The following is a 22,221-nucleotide window of genomic DNA, read 5'->3' as shown; positions in this document are numbered from 1 at the left end:
TGCCGTCGGCAGTTTGCTCTATTGACCCCGGGGCGGGCAAAGTTTTCGCCGTGCGGTGACGCAAACGGGGCTGGCAGGAGAGCGGGCGGCCGACATCCGACGTTCGAAGATGTGGCGTGGCGCGGCGCGTGCCTGGCGGCTCGATGAAATGCCCGCCGTAACGTGTGCCTCGGCAGGCGGAATGCGCGGGTAGCCGTGGCATAATCCGCGACAGCTTCCCATCGTGTCGCCGGGCGCATCGTGAGTCGTTTCTATCGGAAGATCGGCAGTTGGCTGGGATTGTTCGCGATCCTGATGGCCACGCTCGCTCCGACGATCTCGCATACGCTCGCCGCCCGCAGCGATGAAAGCGCCATGTCGGGCGAGCATTGCGATATGCCGTCGATGGCGTCCACGGGTTCGATGGACTCGATACCTTCAATGGACGCGATGCGGGACGACGCGCCGGAGGCGTCATCGGTCGCATCCTCTACGCCCGATCAGCCGGGCAACGATCACACCCAGCACACCGCCATGTCCGACGGCGATGCCTGCGGCTATTGCAGCCTGCTCGCCCACATGCCCGTCGTGCCGAGCGTCGAGGGACTGTTCGTCGTCACCGTCCGTGCTTTGCAGCACACCGCCGCGACCCGCTTCGACAGCGTGCGCCGCGTCGAACCGCTCACCTTCGCGCAGCCCCGCGCCCCTCCGTTCGCATCCTGATTCGACGACTCATCACGCGCGATGCATCGAGTGCATCGCGGCTGCCGACGCACGTCCCTCGCGACTGTGCGCGCCAGCTTTGTCACGACCCATGAAACAGGATCGATCATGCTTACCCAGACAACGCGCAGCGGGACACCGCTGCGCGCGGCGTCGCTTGTCGCGGCCGCCGCCGGCGCACTGTTGTGCGTGCCTTCACCCGTTAGTGCCCACGCGATTGCGGGCAATCGCATCTTTCCGTCGACGATGGCCGTGGACGACCCCGGCGTGGGCGACGAAGCCAACCTCGAGTTCGGCCATCAACGCGTGCCGGGCGACAACGGCGACCAGAGCATCAACACCTTCGACTTCGAGTACGACAAGCTGATCACGCCGCGGCTCGCCGTGTCCGTGGACGGCACCTATGCGATGCAGAACAATCCGCGGGCGCGCGGCTTCGACAACTTCGGCGTGGGCCTGAAGTACCTGCTGTACGTCAACGACGCGCACGAATTCATGACCTCGATCGGCGTGGATGCCGAACTCGGCGGCACGGGCAGCCGCGCGATCGCCGACAACTTCTCGACGATCTCGCCGACCATCTACGCCGGCAAGGGCATGGGCGATCTGCCCGATTCGCTGGCGTATCTGCGTCCGCTCGCGATCACGGGCGAAGCGGGACCGGCGCTGACCACCGGCGCGGGACAGCCGAACGCATTCAACTACGGTTTCACGGTGCAATACAGCTTGCCGTATCTGCAGCAGCACGTGCGCGATGTCGGTCTGCCGCAGCCGTTCGCGAATCTGATTCCGCTGGTCGAGATTCCGTTGTCGCGCATCCAGGGGCAGACCACCGGCACGGTCAATCCGGGCTTTATCTGGATCAACCGCTACGGGCAGTTCGGCGTGGAGGCGCAAGTGCCGATCAATCGTGCGAGCGGCTCGCACGTGGGCATTCTGGTCCAGGCGCATATCTTCTTCGACGATGTCGCGCCGACGACGATCGGCAAACCTCTATTCCAGTAAAAGCAGGAGAGTCATGATGAATATGAATAGCATGATCGGGAGCCGTCGCCGCAGCGGCCTGCGCGCAGCAGCGAAACTGGCGGCGTCGCTCGCCGGTCTCGCAATGGCGGGCATGGCCTTCGCGCATGTATTCCCGCAGAAGCAGGAGCCGGGAGCGGGCGCGACGGTGGCCTCGCCCGCGCAGGTGCGGGTGATTTTCGACGGGCCGCTCGAAGCGGCGTTCAGTTCGCTGACAGTGACCGATGCGAGCGGCAAGCAGGTCAACGCGCAGAAAGCCGCGGTCGACGAGCATCAACCGGCGCTGATCGCCGTGCCGCTGCCGCCGCTCGCGGCGGGCCGCTACACGGTGCATTGGGTGGCCGTCGCGTCAGACGGACACCGCACCCACGGCGACTACGCGTTCAATGTGAAGTAACCGGAACTGCGCCGTCCGTCGGGCTTCATCGGGCGACGCGCATTTCCGGTCATAGCACGCGAGTTCAATCGCGCACGCCCGGCGCCGCGGGCGCTGCCGCCTGCGGCAAGCCGGGCGGCGGCCCGCTGTCGGTGAGGGTGAGCATCGGCATCGAACTCGGGCATCTGAACGTTTTCAGCACATCGCTCGTTAGCGGATTGGCGACGCTGCCCACACCCGCGATATCGAGCACGGCCTTGCGACCGTCGAAGTCGAAGGCGACCCGTGTGCGCCCGGGTATCGTGGTCTCGACCACCTGTCCTTTCTGGACCAGCCGCAGCAGCGCCCACGGCCCGTCCGCCGCAAGCGTCGAAGTCTCCGGCCGGATGCGCGGCTCGGCCGTCAGCTCCGCGCGCACCCCGCCGCGTGTGCCCGGCCACGTCACCGGGAACGACGTAACCGGCCCATGCTGATAGAGCGTCGTCTGACCGTCGATATCGATCATCAGGCCGGTGATCGTCGGATCGAGCTCGGGAATCCGGATCTCCGCCTTCCAGGACAACTGCTTCTGGTCCGGGTCGGCAAAGAAGATCTCGCGAATCGCCTTGGCGTGCTGGAAGGGTTCGAGGTCCGGACCCTGGACAGGCTCGGTGGCGCCGGCCAGCGTCCTGTAGCGCCAGGGTTTCGCCGACGTGTCCACGAATGTCGAGAGCGTCTTCGTGAAGAAGTCGTCGATGACGCCGCCCTGCGCGAAGACGCGCGTGAAGTCGTCGATCCGGACCTCGCGCCTGCTGTCGGCGGCGAACGGATAGTTGCCTTCGATCGTGAGACGGCAGGTGTCGCCCACCACCGCCTGCATCTGTCGTGACAGCAATTGGCCGATACCCTGATTCACCTCGCGCGAGCCGTCGCCGGCTAGCGCCAGCAGCACGGCGCGAAACGGAGGCGGCATCGTATTGGCGGTCATCTTGAGCCTGGCCGCCGCGTCGCTCGCCGGCGGCATGCTGTTGTTGGCGAGCGCGTTGTCGGCAACCGTCAACGCGGTGTAGTAGTCGTTCAGCAGGTTCGTCACGCCGTCCAGACCGGTCTTGCCGGCTTGCGCGGTGGCCGCCTGGGCATCCGCGTTGCCCGTGACCACCTCGCGCAGCGCGGCGAAGCGACTATCGACCAGCTCGCGTTCGACGATTTCCGAGGCCCGGATTCCGAGTGTCTTGTCCGCTTTCTGGCTCAGTTGGTCCGCCGCCTTTTGCAAGAGGGAACCGTCCGCCGCCGTGACGGGCGGCGTCAGCGTGGTCTCGCGCACCGCCGCGCGTGCGAGCCGTGCCAGCGGTGAATCCGGCGCCGCGAAGCTGCGCAGCACCTGCAGGTTGAACTGCAGACTGGTTCCGCTGACCGTGCGGATATCGCCAAGAAACGCGTCCCACTGTCGTGCGTATTCCGTCAGATATTGCCGGCGGATGGCGTCGGTCAAAGAGTCGTCGGCGCCGGTCGCCGTGCTGGCGAATTCAGCCGTTTTTTTTTGAGCCTCGCCGAGATAGGAGCGGCCCATCACCCAGGCGTCGTCGTCCCGCGCGGCCTCGACGAACTCGGGCAGGCGCTTGTCGAACAGCTGCCGGTATCCGTCGAAGGTGAAGAGTCCCGGCACGCCGCGCGACAGCGGCGCGCCGCTCGCCCGCGTGAAGACGAGTCCGGCTTGCGGTCCGACCGCGCGGATCAGCGTGAATTCGTCGGGCGCTTCTCTTTGCATCGCCGTCCTCGCGCGTTCGTACAGACGTTCCGTGGCGTTGCTGCCATCGAGAAACGAGCGAGCCTGCTGCACCAGTGAATCGTTGCGGATCAATGGTGACTGGACCACACGACTGCCTGAAAAGAGCTGCTGAACGTGCCCGATCATCGAGGCGCGGCCGCCGAAAGCCGTCGCGCTATCCGTGTTCGCCCAGTCGTTGAGGACCCAGGTTTTCACGTCTTCGGCGTTGAATTTGGCCTTGTCGTAAAGCATCAGGTAGACGCGCAGCGCGTCGTAGGCCGCCTTCGAATCCCTGTTTGCCACCGCCTGCGAGACGACGTCCTCTACACGCCGGACGATCTGCGGCAGCAGAAGATTGTCCTCAAGCATGTCGTACGTGCGGCTGCTTTCAGTGACGACGTCAGGCGCCGTGTAAAGACCGAAGCGGTACGCGCTATCCGGGTCCGACAGGTCGAGCCCCGGGAAGGTCGGCAGATAGCGCGCCTCGGTGAGCGTATCGGGGATCGCTTCGGCTTTCGGCTCCTTGTACAGTTGCGCGACCTTTGCGCTCAGCGCCTGCGTTTTGCGATCGATCAGGGAAAGATAGTCGCCGTTGTGGCCGAAGCTGAGCCGCAGGCCAATTGCCAGCCATGCGAAAAGGAGCACGGCGAGAGTATGGCCGACGAACCGCAGCAGACGGAAACGGAATTCCCAGCGCAGGTTCGGCCGCACGAGCTGTGATTCGGCGAACACGACTTTGGTAAGCAGGTCGTGCAGGAAGTAGCTCTGATTGCCGGCCGGTCTGGACGCACGCGTGCCCGCCGCCCGATCGGGCGACGCCGACAGCCGCTGGGCGATTGTCCGCCGCTCGGCGACCAGCGCCTCGCCTGCCTGAATCGCGCTCGTGAAATAGACGCCGCGCAGGGTGGCGTGAAGCTGCGTGTCGTCGTAACGCGAGTCGAGGAACACGCGTTCGATCAACTCGCCTAGCGGTTGCGACAGCGCAGCAAACTCCTCGGATAGCGCGACGAGCTGGCGGCGTCGGGTGGCATCGAATTCGTCCTGCAAACGCGTGTTGACGCCGTCGGCCAGACGGGTCGTCAATAGGCTGAGTTCCTCGTCGCAGCGAGTCCGCACGCCTTGGGCCGCAATGGTCTCCTTGCCGTAGGGCAGCGTAAAACCCCAGGACTGGGCCCGCCCCTCGGCCGTCAATGAAGCGAAGTATTCGTTGAAGCCGCTCAGCCGGTCCATTTTGGTCACGACGAGATAGACGGGAAAGCGGATGCCGAGCGTTTCGCGCAGCTCCGCGAGACGTCCGCGCAACGCGGCCGCTTCGGCCATGCGCGCGTTCTCGTCCAGTCCGGTCAGCACGGCGAGTTCGAGGGTCAGTATCGTGCCGTTGATCGGCGCGCGAGGCCGGTGCTTGCGCAGCATCGCGAGAAAGCCGAACCATTCATCCGCGTCCGTTTTCTCGCGCAACCGGGCCGCGTCGGGATGAATGGTACTGGAGCTTGTCGCCGCGCCGGGTTGCGCGGCGAGAGCCACCACCGTTTTGTCCTTGTCGCTCGCGTTTTCATTTTTCGACGCAGGCTTCGCCTTGTCGGCGGATTGTGTCGTCGCAGTAGCGAGCGCCGACGATAGCCGCTCGTGCTGCGAGGTGCCATGCCGCGTATAGTGGCCCGCGGTATCGATCAGTACCGCGTCGTTGGTCAGCCACCAGTCGACGGACTCGGTGCCGGCGAGAGCGCCGATGGTGCGCTGCATCTGCGCCGCGACGGGAAACGGCAGTCCTGCATTGAGCAGGGCGGTTGTTTTGCCGGAGCCCCGCGAGCCGAGCGTGATGTACCACGGCAGTTCATACAGGTAGCGTTTGCCCTGAAACAGCCGCCCGATTCCACGCGCTCCCGTGCGCATTGCCTTCAGGCGTGCCAGCGCGCCCGATACGATCGCATGCACGTTATCCAGTTGCTCCGCCGCGGGCGAGACCTTCTTCTTGCCGCCGAATTCGAGCAGACTTTTGAGGAATTGCGCGTCGGTGCGCATTTTCTGCCAGAGCCGGAACGCCCAGTACACGACGAATATCGCCAGTACGAGTGCAATCGCGATCAGACGCGCCGACGCGGGCATGAACGGTTGTTCATGGCCGAACGCAAGGAGCGGCGAGGCCTGCCAGATCAGCAGACACAGTAGCGCCACGAAGAACACACTGGGGGACCAACCGGCCAGCCATAGCAGCACGCCGCCCAGCATGAGCGCGATCACCAGCACACGCATGCCGACGGTTGCGAGCGGCTTCAGACCGCCGAACGCCACGAGCGGACCGACAAACCAGATCACCAGCGCGACAACCAGCAACGCGGCGAGAGCGAGGAACTGGCGCGATACCAGAAACGACAACTTCTTCATGCTTGAATTTCCCGAGTGGCCTTTTTGATCCGCTATTGCTTGACGGTTGTTGCGTGGCGGTCGTTGCTTGATGGTTATTGTGTGGCGGCTGTTGCTTGGCGGCTATTGCGCGACCGTGATTTCGACGCGGCGATTCTGCGCACGGCCCTGCACGGTCGTGTTATCCCCGACCGGATCGGCGTCGCCCCTGCCCACCGCTTCGAGTCGGACCGCCGGCACGCCCGCTGTCTGAAGCATCTGCATGATCTGCGTGGCGCGCTCTTCGGAGAGCGCGGCGTTCGACGCGAACTGACGGCTTTTTATCGGCACGTTATCGGTGTACCCCAACACCGATACCTTGCCCGATACCTTGGCAATTTCGCCTGCGATCTTCGTGATCAACGGCGTCATCGAGGTCTTCACCGCCGCGGCTCCCGGCGGGAACATCGAATCTCCGCGGAACGTCACCGAGCTGTGATGCGCGTCTTCGTCGACGCTCACCGTGCCTGCGGCGATCTCGTTCTTCAACAGTTCCTTGAGGTGCAGTGCGCGCGTGGCAGGCGGCGTCATGCGCCCGATGTCGGCGATCTGTTTGCGGACCTCCGCGCTCCGGTTCAGCAGCTCGTATTTGAAATAGCCGAACAGACCGATCAGGACGACGGATAGAACGGCAAGCGTGACCCACACCGGGAAGTCGAAGAACGACACGCGCTTGCCCTTCACCTGCGATTGCCAGTGCGGTGACAGCGCAACGGCCAGACTCCCGCGCCGCGTCATGATCTCGTTGTAGAGCCGCTGACGCACGGTTTCATGTTTGCGTCGCCCATCGGCCTCGTAGCGGTAGCGGCCTTCGAAGCCCAGGCTAAGAATCCGGTAAATGAGTTCGAGCAGGTCGAGATGTTCGTGCGAATCGCTCATCAGCCGCCCAATCAGCAGATAGACTTTGGTGCCGCCTTGCCGATCTTCGTGGAAAAGCGTGGCCAGTCCTTGGGTATTCCATTCGACGCCGGTTTGTCCGCCTTTGCCCCATACCGTTTGCATCGCGGCTTCGTCGAGTGCCGTGCACAGGCAATAGCGTGCGCCGAGCATATGATCGCGGCGAATGCCGATCTGGTCGCAAAGTTTCTGGAACATGCGCACTTCCTGCTCCAGCAGGATTCGCAACTGTTCCGTCTCGTTCTGTTTCAACTGCACGGGCAGATCCGCCAGCGCTCGCAACAGAGGGCGAGCTGCTTCGAGCAGCGGGTTGCGCGCGGCCCTGATGGCCGCAAGGCGCTCCGCAGTCGATTCGCCCGGCGGTATCTCCCGATCAGGAGACGGGGCAGGCGCCGCCGCCTTCGCGCTTCGGGTAGACGCTCCACCGGGCGCGGCACGCGAGACGGGAGCCGATATGCCGCCCTGGTCGCCGGACCACGGGTCACGCTCGCCTGAACGGTTCGCTGCTTCTGAGTTCACTGGCTGACCTTTATTCTCTGGATTTTCGTTGCTCTTGCCGATTCGAGGCACGCGCAGTTCGCGCGGCCTGCTGCCGGCTCATGCGCTAGCCGCGCACGCCCCACAGTTCGAGTTTCAGCGACGGAAATTCGCCGGCGACGTGCAGGGCGAGTCCGCCGTGCCGCGCCACTTCGTCCCACAACGGACCGTTTCGAGCGAGCTCGTAATAGACGAAGCCCGCGTTGAACGGAATCTGTCGTGGCGGCACCGGCAGCGCCTGGAGCGCGATGCCCGGCAGATGTCCGCGCACGAGGTCCGGGAGCCGCCCAGAAGGGCCGGCTTTCGCCTGGGCTGCAAACTGTTGCTGGAGCAGGTCGGGCGGCATCGCGGCGTGCACCGCTAGCACCACTGCGGTGAAGCCGCGCACGTCGACGGGATCGACCACCGCGTTGCGCATGCCATGCCCCAGCTCCTTCAGTTCGATGCGCTGCGCGCTGCGCACCAGTACCGCATTGAGCAGCATGTGCGTGTCATCCACCAGGGGCTTCAGACAAAGATGCGGCGTGGTGTGCTGGTAGGCCGGATGGGAGTCGAGCGGCCGCCGGCTGTCGGTGCGCACATAGGTCGACAGTTCTCCCGCCATGCTGAGCAGCAGCGCATACAGATCGGCCGGCGAGGTGGTCGGCACCCGGCGCAGATGCTGAAGCAAAGGCTCGTAACGGTTGAGCGTTTGCAACAGCAGATAGTCGGAGACTTCCGCCGTGGTGCCGGCATTGCCGTTGGCGCCGGTCAGCCGGGTGGCGAGCGAGTTTGCACGCAGGCGTGTGAGCTCGTGAATCTTCGCGAGCCAGCTCGTGAGCAGCTCGCTTGCGCCGAAGCCCGCCACCGGCGGAATCAATGTATCGTCCAGAACGATGCTGCTGTCCGCGTGAATCGTCTTGACGCGCGTCAGCGCAAGTCCGATCCATGCGTCGGTCAGTTCCTTCTCGGGCACGAGCCGCAGTCGCAGATTCGACAACTGCACGGTCTTCGAACCTTGTCCGATCGAATTCGTATCGCGCAACTCGGCGTCGAACACGAAGTTGCGGGCAAGCGAGTCGGCGGCGTTGTCGAACGTCGTCTCTTCGCCGTTCGGCACGCGCACGGGCACGGCGAGATAGATCAACTGGTCGAGGTGTTCCGCGCGGACGGTGAGCGGCGCGGGCGGTGGCGTACTGCCGGGCGTATCGAACGGCGTGCCGTCCGCGAACACGCCGCTGGCCGACTTCACGATCACCTTGCCGAGCGCCAGTGCCTCGCTATCGAGGCTGTAATGACTGAAGCCGAAGAAAAACGGCGAGAGGGTGGCCGCGCGTCTATGCGCGTAATGTTCGAGATATCGCTCCTGTTGCTGGAAAAGCTGTGGGCGCAGAAAAAGCCCCTCGCTCCAGACGACCTTGTTGTGCCAGCTCATGCGTTCATTCCACTATTTAGTCTCGGTAATCCTGATTGCGTTCGCTTCAAGATTGATGATCAGTTTCAGTTTGGGCGCGCGGCGATACCAGGCGGCATCCGGCGCCGGCGGCAGCGGATAGGCCGCGCGCCATACCGAGTTGGGCAGATCCCGGTAGGCTGCCAGTATCCCGACGACGGTCGTCGCGGGATCGGCTCTCGTGCGGATCGATTTGCTCTCGCCCGGCCGCAACTGGAATTGCGCTCGCGTCACCAGATCCTCCGCGAGGGCGGTCTTGTCCTTGTCCTGCAATGAAAAAAAGTCGGCGGAATTGAATGCGCCGTCGGTTCTCAATTCATAAACGCGTACGACGATCGGCGCCGCACGTTTCTGGTCGTCCGGATTGACGCCCGTGGACGCCACAACGGACAGTTCGAGCTTGATGGGTTCCTTCGCTGTCTTTGGATCGCTGCTGGCGCACGCGGTCAGCGCGGATGCCAAAGCGAGGGCAATAACATGGGTGAACAGGCGCATTGGGCAACGCAAAATGAGGCGCGATAGAAACGGCAGCAGGGCAGCAAACCGGAAAGGTCCAGGCGGGCCGGGACGCCTGCCTGGACGAAGGGCGGCAAGTCGGCTTAAGCCTCCTTGTTGCCCTTGATGTCGTACCCGGCCGTCACGGCGCCGCCGCTACCGCCTTGTGCGTTCTGAACGACGTATTCCTGCCTGACCTTCGCAAACGAAAGGCGAACGTGCTCGCGAATACCGTCGTCGCCGTTGCTGCCGGACGGATGAACCTGGGTGACGATCACGTCGCTCATGGTGATCTTCAGAAATTCGAGCGGATTGCCGCCGGCTTTGCGTACCACCAGCACAGCCTGGTCGACGTGCTTGCCCGTCAGGCAGTATTTCATCAGGTTCGGGCTTGCCCGGTCCACGAGATGCTCGAACTCGAGGTCGTCGACGGTGGCCTTTCCCGCGCCGCCGCCTGAGCCGGCATGCATGTTCGCTTGCTGGGATACGCGCCAACCCCAGCTCTTCACCTCGATCTCGTTCTTGTGCGCGGCATCCGGCGATTCTCCGTCGATACCGTTGATCTTGAGAAAAATATCTTGTGCCATCTAGAAAGCTCCTTGATGTTAAATATCTACAGCCTGATTTCCGCTACTTTCCGGCCAGATCGGCAATCTCTGTCTGTAGGACCGCGCGAAGACTGCGCCGATCGTCGCTGCCCCTGATATCGTCGATCAGCCATCTGCCACGAACCCAAAGCAGATCTAACTCCACCTTCCGCGGCTCCTTGAAGTTCGTAAACGCCACGACGGCCGTTGCCTTGTGGTGCGTCTCCACCCTGACCTCGATGCCGGTCGTTTTCACGTCGAAGTCCTGGCAACGGCACAGCGGATCCATGTCCAGATAGCCGGCCTCTCCCTTCAAGGCGCGCCGATCTTTCCTGATCAACTGCAGGAGCGACGGCGAGGCAATGGCGTGAGAGCCGGACGCTTCAATACCGGGAGGATCGCCATTGAACGTATAGGCGCCATAGACGCCTTGCAGAAACCGCCTGGCCGAATCGACGTTTTGTGCAAGCGCCGGATGCATGCCGAGAACAGCCCATGCAATCGCCGCGCATGCGCAGGCTCGCCATCGCGTCATTGCGCCCCCTGCCACCGATACACCTTGTACGCAGGCTTGTTCTGACGATAGCCCGGACCGCCCCACATGTCGTTCTGGCGAAAATCCGAGACCCACCGCTGGCCGTTGTACATGGTGATATGACCGGCGACGTTGCCGCCGGGGTAAGGCTGGATAACGGCGGTGTCCCCTTTGCGCGGCGTAATCAGCTCACTCGCCGATACCTCGATAAATCCATGCTCGCGCAGAACCGGGCCGTAATTTTTGGCGTAATTGACGGCCGGCCCTTGGGGAATGACGATTCCGCCGGCCGCCAGCGCCTGCCTCACGTAGGCCGCGCATCGGCCATTGGAATCCGCATGTGCGTGAGCATTCAGATGCGTGACGGCTGCATCGACATCGTAATTTTCATCGGACATATCAACGCCTCGAATCGGGATTGCGATCGGGGTTGCGATCGGGATTGCAACCGGGCTGCAACTAGATCGCAATCGGTGAAAAATCAAGAACGGAAAGCGGGGCGACACCCGAATGGCCACCTGTTTTCGGAAAGCCAGCAGGGTCTGCATCCAGGAGCCCGCTCCCGGCCGGGTCAGTCAGGCGGCTTCCTTGATGGACGGCAGTTTCGCGACGAGGCGCAACGACACCGTCAGCCCTTCGAGCTGGAAGTGCGGGCGCAGAAAGAACTTCGCCTGGTAGTAGCCGGGGTTGCCTTCCACTTCGTCCACTACCACTTCGGCGGCGGCGAGCGGCCGCCGCGCCTTGGTTTCCTGCGACGAGTTGGCGGGGTCCGCGTCGACGTAATGCATGACCCACTCGTTCAGCCAGCGCTGCATTTCCTCGCGTTCCTTGAATGCGCCGATCTTGTCGCGCACGATGCACTTGAGGTAATGCGCGAAGCGCGAACAGGCAAACAGATACGGCAGACGCGCGGACAGATTCGCGTTCGCGGTGGCGTCCGCGTCGTAGTATTCGGCCGGCTTCTGCAAGGACTGCGCACCGATAAAAGTGGCGTGATCGGTGTTCTTGCGGTGGATCAACGGGATGAAACCGTTCTTCGACAACTCGGCCTCGCGCCGGTCCGAGATGGCGATCTCGGTCGGGCATTTCATGTCGACGCCGCCGTCGTCGGTGGGGAATGAATGGCACGGCAGGTTCTCGACCGTGCCGCCCGATTCGACGCCGCGGATCAGCGAGCACCAGCCATACAGCTTGAACGAACGATTGATATTCACACCCATTGCATAGGCCGCGTTGGCCCATGCATAGCGGCGGTGGTCGGAGCCGTTGGTGTGCTCCTCGAAATCGAATTCTTCGACGGGATTGGTTCTCGCGCCGTAGGGCAGGCGGGCGAGGAAACGCGGCATGGCGAGGCCGACATAGCGCGCGTCTTCGCTATTGCGCAACGAGTTCCAAGGAGCGTATTCGAGGTTCTGCGTGAAGATCTTGGTCAGGTCGCGCGGATTGGCGAGCTCCTGCCACGATTCCATCTGCAGGACCGAAGGCGACGCGCCGGAAATGAACGGCGTGTGCGCCGCCGCGGCCACTTTGGCGATCGAGCCGAGCAGATCGACGTCGGGCGGCGTATGGTCGAAATAGTAGTCGGCCACGAGGCACCCATAAGGCTCGCCGCCGAGCTGGCCGTACTCTTCTTCGTAGATCTGCTTGAAGAGCGGGCTCTGATCCCACGCGATGCCTTTGTAGCGTTTCATCGTGCGCCGCAACTCGTCTTTCGACACATCCATGAAGCGGATCTTCAGGCGCTCGTCGGTTTCGGTGTTGGAGACCAGATGATGCATGCCGCGCCAGGCGGACTCCAGTTTCTGGAATTCGTCATGGTGCAGAATCAGGTTGATCTGCTCGGAGAGCTTGCGGTCGATCTGCGCGATGATCGCCTCGATGCTCTTGTACGCGTCGTCGCTGATCGTGGCCGATTGCAGCAAGGCCTGTTCCGCAAGTGTCTGCACGGCGTGTTCGACAGCCTCGCGAGCCTGGTCGGTTTTCGGCCTGAATTCCTGGTTGAGCAGATGGCCGAAGTCGGATTGGGTATGTACGTCAGCCGCGGCCGCGTGTGTTTGCTGTTTTGCCATGTTGTGTCCTCTGAATCTGTTCTGTCCGCTCGATCAGCTGTTCGCGTCCGCGGGCTCCACTGCGTTGCCGGCGGCGTGCGCGACCTGCGGCTTCGGTGTGGCCGCCAGCGATTTCAGCAACGCCGGATCCTGCAGCAGCCTGTTGACGAGCGATTCCGCACCGGACTTGCCGTCCATATACGTTTGCAGGTTGGCGAGCTGTGTGCGCGCTTCGAGCAGTTGCCGCAGCGAATCGACCTTGCGGGCGACGGCTGCCGGCGAGAAGTCTTCAATGCTCTCGAAGCTCATATCGACCACCATCTGTCCGTCGCCCGAAAGCGTGTTCGGCACGGCGAATGCGACGCGCGGCCCGATTGCCTTCATCCGTTCGTCGAAATTGTCGATATCGATATCGAGGAAACCGCGCTCGGCGACCGGCGGCAGCGCTTCGACGGGCTTGCCGGAGAGGTCGGACAGCACGCCCATGACGAACGGCAATTCGACCTTCTTCTCGGAGCCGTAGACTTCGACGTCGTACTCGATCTGCACACGTGGCGCCCGATTGAGCGCGATGAATTTCTGCGAACTGCTGGGAACGGACATGGAGGTCTCCGGGAACGGGTGGTGAAGAGTCGGCAGCGTTCAGTCAACCTGCGCGACGGAAAAGGTGGGCGACGTTGCGGCTGCCGCCGGCATTGCCGTGGCATGCGCATACGCGCATGGGAAAGCAAGTGCAGCAGTGGGTGGCGCGCTCGCGTCGACTACGCCGATTTCGATACGCGCGATGGGCCGCTTCGACGCCAATGCGTCGAGCCATAACGCGGAAAGACGCGGCAGCACGTGTTGTTCGATGAAGCCGATCAGCACGCGGGCTCCGGTTTCCTGAACAAGGCACCTGCCGACGATGTAGTCGACCACTTGCCCGCTGTAGGCAAGAGCAATGTCGTGAACGTCCGCCATGCGTGTGACAACGCGGTCCAGATGCAGCCGCACGATGCGCGCAAGCGATTCATGGGCGAGCGGCCGGTACGGCACCACGGTGACGCGGCCGAGAAATGCCGCGGGAAATACGTTGAGCAACACGGGCGTGAGGGCTTCGCGCAAGCTGTCGGTATCGGGCGGGAGCGACGCGTCGGCGCACAGGCTCGCGGTCAGTTCCGAGCCGGCGTTGCTCGTGAGCAGGATCGTGGTGTTGCGGAAATCGATGTAGCGGCCGTCGCCGTCTTCCATATAGCCCTTGTCGAAGACCTGGAAGAACATTTCGTGCACGTCGCGATGGGCTTTCTCGATTTCGTCAAGCAGCACCACGGAATAGGGGCGCCGCCGCACCGCCTCCGTGAGCACACCTCCCTCGCCGTAACCGACATAGCCGGGCGGGGCGCCTTTCAATCCGGAAACGGTATGAGCCTCCTGGTACTCGCTCATATTGACGGTGATCAGGTTCTGCTCGCCGCCGTAGAGCGCCTCCGCGAGTGCGAGCGCCGTCTCGGTCTTGCCCACACCGGAGGGGCCCGCGAGCAGGAATACGCCGAGAGGCTTCTTCGGATCCGTTAGTCCGGCGCGTGCGGTTTGCACCCGCTCGCCGATCTGACGCAATGCATCGGGCTGGCCGATCACGCGCGCTTCGAGCGTGATCGGCAGCGACTGCACGGCGGCCACTTCGTCGGTGACCATGCGGCCCACGGGGATGCCGGTCCAATCCGATACCACTTCGGCGACGATTGCTTCGCTCACCTCCGGAAACACCAGCGGCGCATCGCCCTGCAATTGCGTGAGTGCGCGCTCCAGATCTTTGAGCGAATCAGGCGATGCGCGTACCTCACCGTTCGTGCCGGTGTGCGGCGCGCTGTGAGCGGCCCCGAGCGCCGCATCACGAGCGGCGAGCAAGGCCTGCGCCGCCGCGAGTTGTGCTTTCCAGCGCGCTTCGATGCGCTCTTCGACTGCGACGAGTTCGCCGATGCGCGTTCGGGCCGCCGCCAGTGCGCCCGCGGTATCGAGCCCGATGCGCGATTCCGCGACCAGCAACTCGCTTTCGACGCGCGCGGCCAGCACGCGTTGACGCGCGTCCTGCAATTCTCGCGGCGGCGCATGCTGCGAAAGCGCGACTCGCGCGCACGCCGTGTCGAGAAGACTGATTGCCTTGTCCGGCAACTGACGTGAAGGGATGTAGCGATGCGACAGCCTCACCGCCGCGCGGACCGCCTGGTCGCGCACGACCACGCCGTGATGCCGCGAGAACGTGTTCGCGAGGCCGCGCACCATGTCGATCGCCGCCGGTTCCTGCGGCTGCGGCACCTGCAGGACCTGGAAGCGCCGTGTGAGCGCAGCGTCTTTTTCGATGTGCCGTTTGTACTCCGCCCATGTGGTTGCCCCGATCGTGCGGATCGCCCCGCGCGCGAGTGCGGGTTTCAGCAGATTGGCCGCGTCGCCGGTGCCGGCCTGGCCGCCTGCGCCGATCAGCGTGTGGATTTCGTCGACGAACAGGATCACCGGTACGGCTGATTTCAGCGCGGCTTCCAGCACGCCTCTCAGACGCGACTCGAATTCGCCCTTCATGCTGGCACCGGCCAGCAGCGCGCCCACGTCGAGACTCAGGAGCCGTACGCCCAGCAGCCTGGGCGGCACGTTGCCGGCGGCGATGGCGCACGCCAGCCCTTCGACGACAGCGGTCTTGCCGACACCCGCCTCGCCGGTCAGCAACGGATTGTTCTGGCGCCGGCGCAGCAGCACGTCGATCAGGGTGCGAATCTCCAGTTCGCGGCCGACCACCGGATCGATTTCGCCGCTGTGCGCACGCGCAGTCAGGTCCGTGCAGAACTGTTCGAGCGGCACGGCTTTCGATTGCGCAGGCAGCACATGAGAGGCCTCGCCTGGCACGGCGGGTGAAAACTCGCTGTTGTCGTAAGGTGGTTCAGCGGCTTCGGGCGAACTGTCGATGCATGCCAGAAGCGCCTCGTTCAGACCTTCGACGGGTAGCTTGCCGAACCCCGACGAAATGGCAAGCAGCACGCGCCGCAATTCCGGCGTCTGTACGAGTGCGGCGACGAGCCAGGCGCTGCGGATACGCCGGTCACCGAAGCCCAACGTGGCGAGCACCCAGGCCCGCTCGATTGCCAGTTCGACGTGGTGCGAGAAATCGCTGATCGAGCTCGCGCCCGCCGGTAGCGCGGCCAACGCGCGGGCCATGTCGCGATCGAGCATTTCGCGTTCGATACCGCAATGCCGCGCGATCCGATGCAGGTCCGAGTCGGGTTGTTGCAGCAACTGATGCAGCCAGTGCACAAGCTCGATATAGGGGTTGCCGCGCAGCTTGCAGAAGCCGGTGGCGGACTCGATGCTTCTGTACAGCGTGTTGCCAAGCTTGCCGAAAAGCGCCTGACGCGAAATCGTCATGTGGATTCTCTGAAACATTGTTATTGGTTTTCTGCTTTCAACCTGTGTTGGGCAACGTCATTGCTGATCTGCGCAAATTCGCCCTGGAATAAGTCCCGTGAGCTATTCAGCCCAATTAATATGGAATCGGACTTTCATTATGACCCACCGTATTTCTCGAATTCAATCAAATCGTCAGGATTGTATTAAGCACATGAACTGGATCGCCCGTCAATTGACGTCGGTCTAAAAAACTTGCAAATGACCAGCATTGGGAAAATTCATGAGTAGACTCGGATATTTCGCATTTCAAGACCTTATTCTGCATATGCTAGTGGAATAAGGTCTTGTTTTTATGTGAAATTGTTAACTTGCTTTCTGTCTGAAAATTGGGATAAAGTTATGAAATTTTTTAAAAATGGCGCTCTCCCGTGAATTCGCTCATAAATTTCTATCCAAAAAATAAGAGTTTTATTGGAAATCAAATTTTATTCATAGTGAATGGCGAGTGCTCGTGAGTTGTGTTTAGAATGCGACTCCCGCCAATCAGGAAGACATGGGTAATGACATGTGGGCAAGCAGACTTATCAGGCGTGACGTCAAGGCGTCCGCTCGCATTGAACCAGGCGCGACAGAAACGGAATGCGAACCGCCGCGAAACAGTTGTTTCGCCCGCGAAGCAGTTGGCGATCACCCGAGCGTCCGCGAATACGATCCCGAGTACGGCATTGATGAAGATCTGCGAGGCAGCAACGCGATATTTGGCCTGATCGGCGCCGCGCGGGCCTCGGATAGCGACGCGTCGCGGCAGGAACGCGAGGGCGCGGAGAAAGGCGCCGACGATTTGATCGAGGCGCTGCACGAGCAGTATCGCCGTGCGCTCGACGACCCCAATGCTTCGCTTGCCGCAGGTTGGGAAGGACAGCCGGAGTTTTCGGCCGGCGTGCATCCAGCTTCGCCCGACGAAGCGCCTGCGGGCACGCAGACACCGCATATCGGCTCGATCGAGGCATTCCTGTCCGGTGCGCGTTTCATGGAGGATCTCTTTGGCCCGCTCGCGGCAGGCCAGGAGGCTGACTTCGCGGCGCCGGAGCCAGTCCCCGAAGTTCTGGCTCTGTTCGCACCGCAGGAGTATCTCGCCGCGGCCGCACGGCGCGCACGCGTGTTGCCGCCGGCGCTGGCGCGGCGCGAACACCATACGCTGGGACTCGACAGCCCGTTGCCGGCACAACATTCCGTGATACACGAAGGGGCTCGATGAACGTGCAGCTATCCCGCGCCAACAAACCCGAATGGCAGCAGGACGGTACAAATGGACAGGTTTAACCAGGCGTCCAGGGCCATGCGCCGCGAGGTGCGTTTGACGCGTGAGGGCGGCGCCACGCCCCGGCGGGCAAACGCGCACCTGCTGCCGACACTGCTCGACCGTCTGCGTGACGATGCGCCGCAAAGACTAACCGAAGCGCCCAGTGAATACACGGTGACCCGTTCGCAGATGCGCGACATCGTTCAGCGCGACCTGGCATTCCTGCTGAACACCACCAGCATGGAAGACCTGATCGATCGCAAGCGGCATCCGCACGCGGCTTCGTCAACTGTGAATTTCGGCGTGCCGCCGCTTGCCGGCGCTTTCACTGCGGCGCGCAAGTGGGAAGACATCGAAAAGATCATCCGGTCCGCGATTACGGAGTTCGAGCCGCGTCTGATATCGGATTCGCTCAGCATTGCGCCGCTTGCCGGCGTGGATGCCGCCGTTCACTACAACGTGCTGGCATTCGAGGTGCGCGGCATGATCCGCATGGATCCTTATCCGCTCGAATTCATGGTGCAGAGCTCGCTCGATCTGGAAACGAGTCAGTTGAACGTCACCGGAATGCGCGCGGGCTGAGCGCGGTCCTGTAGCGCGGAAAATCCGATGGCACGCAGTGTGAAGGTCAATGAAGGTCAACAATGAGCAATAGCAGAAAACCCTCCCACCAGAAACCCGAACGGATCAAGGCCGCCGCGTCGCAGGACTGGATGACGCCGGTCGACGCTGCCGCACCGTGCGGGATCGACCTCGAATACGACCCGGAATTCGTCGTTCTCGCGGCGAAAATGACCGCCAGGCAGGACGCGCAATACGGCGATTTCGTGGGGTCGCCGGAACCCGTCAACTGGAGCGACGTCGATCGCGACTGCCGGCGTTTGATGGCGCGCAGCAAGGACATGCGTCTCGCCGTGCTGTTTGCGCGCTGCCGTACCCGGCTCGGCGGCGCGGCGGGTCTTGCCGAGGGCGTGGGTCTGCTGGCCGCGTGGCTGGCTGCGTTTCCCGATCAGATTCACCCGCAACCCGGCGTCGACGCGGATCGCGAGGCCGCGCTCGAAATTCGCATGAACGCATTGCAGGCACTGACCGACGCGGACGGTCTGCTCGCGGATGTGCGCGAAATCGCGTTGACGAAGGCGACCGCCACGCGGCTTCAGATGCGCGACATTGAACGGGCGTTTGCGCAGCCCCGCCCGAGCGATGCGCTCGCGCCGGAATCGGTGACGCGGCAACTCGACGATCTGCGTTCGCAGCAACAGGAAACGCTGGCGGGTTTCGACGAGGCCTTCGCAGGCCTGACGGCGATCGACACATGGGGCCGTGAACACCTGGGCGCGCACGCGCCGGATCTGTCCACGCTGAGGCGGTTGCTCCGCCATGTCGCGCCAGGCGGCGTGCGTACGGCGAGAGCGAAGGCGGGGATCGTGACGGTCGACCCGTCGAGCGTCGACCAACGCGTGGAAGATGCGATGCGGGATTCCCCGGCCGCACGCGAAGCGCAGGCGGTACGAGCCGACATTGATATGTCCGCAGGCGAGGGCGCCGGCACAGCCCCCATAGATCGCCATGCCGCGCTCGAACTGGTCAGGCAGGCTCGCGAGTGGTTCGAGAAAAGCGAGCCGAGCAGTCCGGTTCCGTTGCTGCTCAGGCGTGCTGAACTGCTGGTGGGCAAGCGGTATGCTGAAGTGGTCAAGGCCATTCCCGCTGAACTGCTCGTTCAGTGGGACGGCGAAGCCTGAGCGCGCCGAGCATCGTCACCCGCCTTACCGATCGGCGACGGCCGCGATTGATTTCGTCGAGAAACCGTATCGCTCGCAGCCGATGTCATGGCGGTGTGGGATCAGGATGCGGTCAGCGGTGGCATGCAATATCGAGTGCCTGCGGTCAGCAATGTGAGCCGGCTTCAGCCGTCAGCGCATGAACAGCCCGCCGTTCACATCCCAGCACGCGCCGTTTGCGAAGTACGCATTTTCCGCCGCCAGCATCACGGCAACATCGGCGACGTAATCCGCTGAGCCGAGACGGCCCGCGGGAATATTGGCGATCATCGCCTTCAGCTTGTCGGGCGCCACGCTTTCATGTACGACCGGCAGATCCATCGGTCCGGGCGAAATGGCGTTGACGGTCACGCCCGCGGCGCCGAGGTCTCGCGCGAACACCTTGGTGAGCGTGATCACGCCGCCTTTCGCCGCCGCGTAATGCGCGCCGGTTGCCGAGCCGCCGTTCTGTCCCGCGAGCGACGCGATGTTGACGATGCGGCCCGTGCCCGTGTCCGCGAAATGCTGGCCGAATACCTGGCAGCCAAACAGCACGCTACGCAAGTTGACGTTGATGACCTGATCGAATTGCTCCGCCGTGATGTCCATCACGGACACGATTCTGGAGGCGCCCGCGTTATTGACCAACGCGTCGACACGGCCCCAGCGTTGAAGAATGGCCTCGCGCGCAGCGGTGAAAGCGGCCTTCGCGGTGACGTCGAGATGCAGTGCGAATGCGCTGGAACCGTCTGCGCTCAGATCGCGCGCGAGGGCTTGTGCTGCATCGAATGCAATATCGCCGATCGCGACCGCGTAACCCGCCGCATGAAAGCGCGTGGCAATCGCGGCGCCCAGACCACGCGCGGCGCCGGTGACAAGTACGACTCTCTTCTGCATTGCTTGCGCTCCGGATAAAACAGCCGCCGCCCGAGCGGCATGACCTGAAGCATGCGTCAAGCGGCGAGGGCGGCTTCGAAACGCGCCGCGATTGCGCACACCTGCTCGTCATGCCCCTTGCGTCCGATTATCTGCAACCCCGCCTTGAGCGGCGAGCCTTCGACGGGTAGCGGCAAACTCAACGCGGGATGCCCGCTCAGATTGAACGGCCGGATCAGCGACGACATGGCGATCACGGACTTGCCGCTGCGCGCTTCTTCGAGTGTGATGGGCAGCGCGGGCAGCGTGGGCAGAATCAGCACGTCGGCGTTGTCGAGCGCATGATCGACCGCCGCCGTGAACTGGCGGCGCACCTGTTCCGCCGCATCGACTTGCGCGGCGGTGGTGTTGGCCGCCGCGCGCAGGCGCGCGTCGAGATCCGAACCGATTTTCCCGCTGGCCACCAGGTGCCCGAACGCGTGCGAAGTCTCGGCATTGATAACGGTGAGGCCCGCGTCGAAGGCGGCTGCGAGACCCTCGATCCGCAGCGTATGCGCGGTACAGCCGGCCGTGTCGGCAGCGCGTGCCACGGCTGCGAGGATGTCGGCCGTTGCCTCGGCCTGCACGATACCGACCTTGCACGGGCCTTGCCATGCGTGCGCGGCGTTCACATCGAAATCCGCGGCAATGGCGAGCATCGCGGCAGCGAGCATGTGCATGTCGCGTGCAAACGGCCCCACACAGTCGAGCGTGGATTCTCGCGGCGCCACCCCGAGCCGCGACACGCGCCCGAAGGTGGGCTTCAATCCGATCACGCCGCAGCATGCGGCGGGACCGCGAATCGAACCGCCGGTGTCGGTGCCGAGCGCGGCGTCGGCGAGCTTCAGCCCGACCGCGGCCGCCGACCCGCTCGACGATCCGCCCGGAATGCGCGTAGCGTCCTGCGGATTCTGCGGCGTGCCGGTGTAGTCGTTGATGCCGGTCATGCCGAACGCCAGTTCATGCATGTTCGTTTTGCCGACGATATGCCAGCCCGCCGCCAGCAACCGCTCGACGACCTGCGCATGCCGCTGCGCGGGCGGCGTATCGGCCAGCGCGCGACTCGCGGCGGTGGTGGCATAGCCGGCGATATCGATCGTGTCCTTGATCGCGATGTTCGGACCTGTGCCGCCTAACGAGAGCGTCTGGATAAACTCGTTCATGTTTGAGGTTTCCTTGCGTTGACTTGCCACGGCGCGTCGAACAGGCGTTCCGTGCGAAAGTGCGTGATGAGCCAGTCACGGCCATTGCAGGCCGGCGCGAAATCCACTTCCAGGCGCGCCGCGATCAGTTCGGCTTGCGCATCGACATAGCTCGAAGCCTGCAGCATGATCCAGCGGCCTTTCGCGTTCGCACCCCGCACGTCGATGGTTTCCGACGTGAGAAAGTGCACGTTCACCGAGAAGTGCGGCGAGGGCGGCAGATAGCGCGTGAGCATCGTCAGGATTTCGCTGTGGCCCGTCAGGCGACCGAACTTGCTCGCGTACTGCGGGCCGATGCCTTCCCAGATCGCGTCGGCGGTAAAAAGCGCGGCGAGCGACTCGCCTTCGAGCGCGCTGCACGGCACGTCGCATAGCGCCATATAACGCGCCATCGTGCGGCGTACCGCGGATTCGGCGTCGAGCGCGGCAAGCCGTTCGGTCAGCATGGCAAGCGTCGCGGGAGTGGCGTTCATGGCGTCACGCTCAGGCTGCATGGGCATGTTGCGGCGGCACTTGCAGCGCGCGGCCGACACGCGCTTCGATCTTCCCATAGCGCCACAGGTTGTATTCGCCCACCGGCGTGGTGCGATACAGGTTGCATACGGCCACGGTGGTGTCGAAATCGCGCACGTCGGCCATGATGTAAAAGGTCCACGGCGAATTGTCGGCATGGCCCACGGTGAGGCGGTCGTCGTCCATGATGCCGAGTACCTTGACGCCTTCCATCGACTCGACGGCGGCCAGCATCTTGCCGTAGGCCTGCCAGACTTCACCGATCTGCTCGCGCGGCAGATCGAAGAAATTCTGCGTGACGCCGCAGCAGAACAGAACGCGCAGCGGCGGCGTTGAGGTATCGGACATGAGGCGCTGCTCCTTGCAATCGC

Annotated in this window: 20 protein-coding genes; 6 read left to right on the top strand and 14 right to left on the bottom strand. The window is 63.4% G+C overall.

What is annotated here, in order from left to right; all coding sequences use genetic code 11:
- Positions 1 to 240 precede the first annotated feature (240 nt).
- The 3 genes from PDMSB3_RS10395 to PDMSB3_RS10385 all read left to right on the top strand — a co-directional run bounded on the left by PDMSB3_RS10395 (position 241) and on the right by PDMSB3_RS10385 (position 2,122).
- Positions 241 to 702, top strand: a complete 462-nt coding sequence (locus PDMSB3_RS10395) for a DUF2946 domain-containing protein (RefSeq protein ID WP_232064171.1) — start codon at positions 241 to 243, stop codon at positions 700 to 702.
- A 108-nt stretch (positions 703 to 810) separates the two neighbouring features.
- Positions 811 to 1,707: a hypothetical protein gene (locus PDMSB3_RS10390; protein ID WP_165186059.1), complete on the top strand. Its 897-nt coding sequence runs from the start codon at positions 811 to 813 to the stop codon at positions 1,705 to 1,707.
- 16 nt (positions 1,708 to 1,723) lie between these two features.
- Positions 1,724 to 2,122 carry a copper resistance CopC family protein gene (locus PDMSB3_RS10385; protein WP_007181807.1) on the top strand — a complete coding sequence of 133 codons (399 nt, stop codon included), beginning with the start codon at positions 1,724 to 1,726 and terminating at the stop codon, positions 2,120 to 2,122.
- A gap of 64 nt (positions 2,123 to 2,186) precedes the next feature.
- Here the strand turns inward: PDMSB3_RS10385 and tssM are convergent, their stop codons facing one another.
- The 10 genes from tssM to tssH form a co-directional block, all read right to left on the bottom strand.
- The gene (tssM, locus tag PDMSB3_RS10380) at positions 2,187 to 6,233 is read right to left on the bottom strand and encodes a type VI secretion system membrane subunit TssM (protein WP_007181808.1); all 4,047 of its coding nucleotides are present in this window, start codon (positions 6,231 to 6,233) and stop codon (positions 2,187 to 2,189) included.
- A gap of 102 nt (positions 6,234 to 6,335) precedes the next feature.
- Entirely contained in the window at positions 6,336 to 7,667 is a 1,332-nt protein-coding gene (gene tssL / locus PDMSB3_RS10375) for a type VI secretion system protein TssL, long form (RefSeq protein WP_165186056.1), read from the bottom strand.
- A gap of 85 nt (positions 7,668 to 7,752) precedes the next feature.
- Positions 7,753 to 9,099, bottom strand: coding sequence for a type VI secretion system baseplate subunit TssK (gene tssK, locus PDMSB3_RS10370; protein WP_165186054.1), 1,347 nt, complete (start codon positions 9,097 to 9,099; stop codon positions 7,753 to 7,755).
- 12 nt (positions 9,100 to 9,111) lie between these two features.
- The gene (gene tssJ / locus PDMSB3_RS10365) at positions 9,112 to 9,612 is read right to left on the bottom strand and encodes a type VI secretion system lipoprotein TssJ (protein ID WP_007181811.1); all 501 of its coding nucleotides are present in this window, start codon (positions 9,610 to 9,612) and stop codon (positions 9,112 to 9,114) included.
- Positions 9,613 to 9,716: 104 nt separating this feature from the next.
- Positions 9,717 to 10,199, bottom strand: a complete 483-nt coding sequence (locus tag PDMSB3_RS10360) for an Hcp family type VI secretion system effector (protein ID WP_011488490.1) — start codon at positions 10,197 to 10,199, stop codon at positions 9,717 to 9,719.
- 43 nt (positions 10,200 to 10,242) lie between these two features.
- The gene (locus tag PDMSB3_RS10355) at positions 10,243 to 10,680 is read right to left on the bottom strand and encodes a DUF3828 domain-containing protein (protein ID WP_232064169.1); all 438 of its coding nucleotides are present in this window, start codon (positions 10,678 to 10,680) and stop codon (positions 10,243 to 10,245) included.
- 50 nt (positions 10,681 to 10,730) lie between these two features.
- Positions 10,731 to 11,282: a hypothetical protein gene (locus PDMSB3_RS10350; RefSeq protein WP_232064168.1), complete on the bottom strand. Its 552-nt coding sequence runs from the start codon at positions 11,280 to 11,282 to the stop codon at positions 10,731 to 10,733.
- Between the two features lie 27 nt (positions 11,283 to 11,309).
- Positions 11,310 to 12,803 carry a type VI secretion system contractile sheath large subunit gene (gene tssC, locus PDMSB3_RS10345; protein WP_165186051.1) on the bottom strand — a complete coding sequence of 498 codons (1,494 nt, stop codon included), beginning with the start codon at positions 12,801 to 12,803 and terminating at the stop codon, positions 11,310 to 11,312.
- 33 nt (positions 12,804 to 12,836) lie between these two features.
- Positions 12,837 to 13,385, bottom strand: a complete 549-nt coding sequence (gene tssB / locus PDMSB3_RS10340; protein ID WP_007181816.1) for a type VI secretion system contractile sheath small subunit — start codon at positions 13,383 to 13,385, stop codon at positions 12,837 to 12,839.
- A 39-nt stretch (positions 13,386 to 13,424) separates the two neighbouring features.
- Positions 13,425 to 16,175 carry a type VI secretion system ATPase TssH gene (gene tssH / locus PDMSB3_RS10335; protein WP_165186049.1) on the bottom strand — a complete coding sequence of 917 codons (2,751 nt, stop codon included), beginning with the start codon at positions 16,173 to 16,175 and terminating at the stop codon, positions 13,425 to 13,427.
- 535 nt (positions 16,176 to 16,710) lie between these two features.
- Here tssH and PDMSB3_RS10330 point away from each other — a divergent pair.
- The 3 genes from PDMSB3_RS10330 (at position 16,711) to PDMSB3_RS10320 (ending at position 19,202) form a co-directional block, all read left to right on the top strand.
- Positions 16,711 to 17,415 (top strand): TagK domain-containing protein, encoded by a 705-nt coding sequence (locus PDMSB3_RS10330; RefSeq protein WP_165186046.1) that lies wholly within the window; start codon positions 16,711 to 16,713, stop codon positions 17,413 to 17,415.
- A gap of 81 nt (positions 17,416 to 17,496) precedes the next feature.
- Entirely contained in the window at positions 17,497 to 18,042 is a 546-nt protein-coding gene (tssE, locus tag PDMSB3_RS10325) for a type VI secretion system baseplate subunit TssE (RefSeq protein WP_165187453.1), read from the top strand.
- A gap of 131 nt (positions 18,043 to 18,173) precedes the next feature.
- Positions 18,174 to 19,202, top strand: coding sequence for a type VI secretion system protein TssA (locus PDMSB3_RS10320; protein ID WP_165187451.1), 1,029 nt, complete (start codon positions 18,174 to 18,176; stop codon positions 19,200 to 19,202).
- 171 nt (positions 19,203 to 19,373) lie between these two features.
- On the opposite strand, the gene PDMSB3_RS10315 is transcribed toward PDMSB3_RS10320, so the two are convergent.
- From PDMSB3_RS10315 to PDMSB3_RS10300, 4 genes are read right to left on the bottom strand one after another with little or no spacing between them, the layout of a single operon-like run.
- Positions 19,374 to 20,117 (bottom strand): SDR family NAD(P)-dependent oxidoreductase, encoded by a 744-nt coding sequence (locus PDMSB3_RS10315; RefSeq protein ID WP_007181821.1) that lies wholly within the window; start codon positions 20,115 to 20,117, stop codon positions 19,374 to 19,376.
- Between the two features lie 56 nt (positions 20,118 to 20,173).
- Entirely contained in the window at positions 20,174 to 21,298 is a 1,125-nt protein-coding gene (locus PDMSB3_RS10310; protein ID WP_007181822.1) for an amidase, read from the bottom strand.
- On the bottom strand, positions 21,295 to 21,810 hold the full coding sequence (locus PDMSB3_RS10305) for a nuclear transport factor 2 family protein (protein ID WP_007181823.1): 516 nt from the start codon (positions 21,808 to 21,810) through the stop codon (positions 21,295 to 21,297). Before PDMSB3_RS10305 ends, PDMSB3_RS10310 begins: the two co-directional genes overlap by 4 nt.
- Before the next feature lie 10 nt (positions 21,811 to 21,820).
- On the bottom strand, positions 21,821 to 22,198 hold the full coding sequence (locus tag PDMSB3_RS10300; RefSeq protein ID WP_007181824.1) for a hypothetical protein: 378 nt from the start codon (positions 22,196 to 22,198) through the stop codon (positions 21,821 to 21,823).
- Between the last annotated feature and the right edge of the window lie 23 nt (positions 22,199 to 22,221).

The organism is Paraburkholderia dioscoreae, assembly GCF_902459535.1.
Lineage (GTDB): Bacteria > Pseudomonadota > Gammaproteobacteria > Burkholderiales > Burkholderiaceae > Paraburkholderia > Paraburkholderia dioscoreae.
This window is presented reverse-complemented; position numbering and strand designations above follow the sequence as displayed.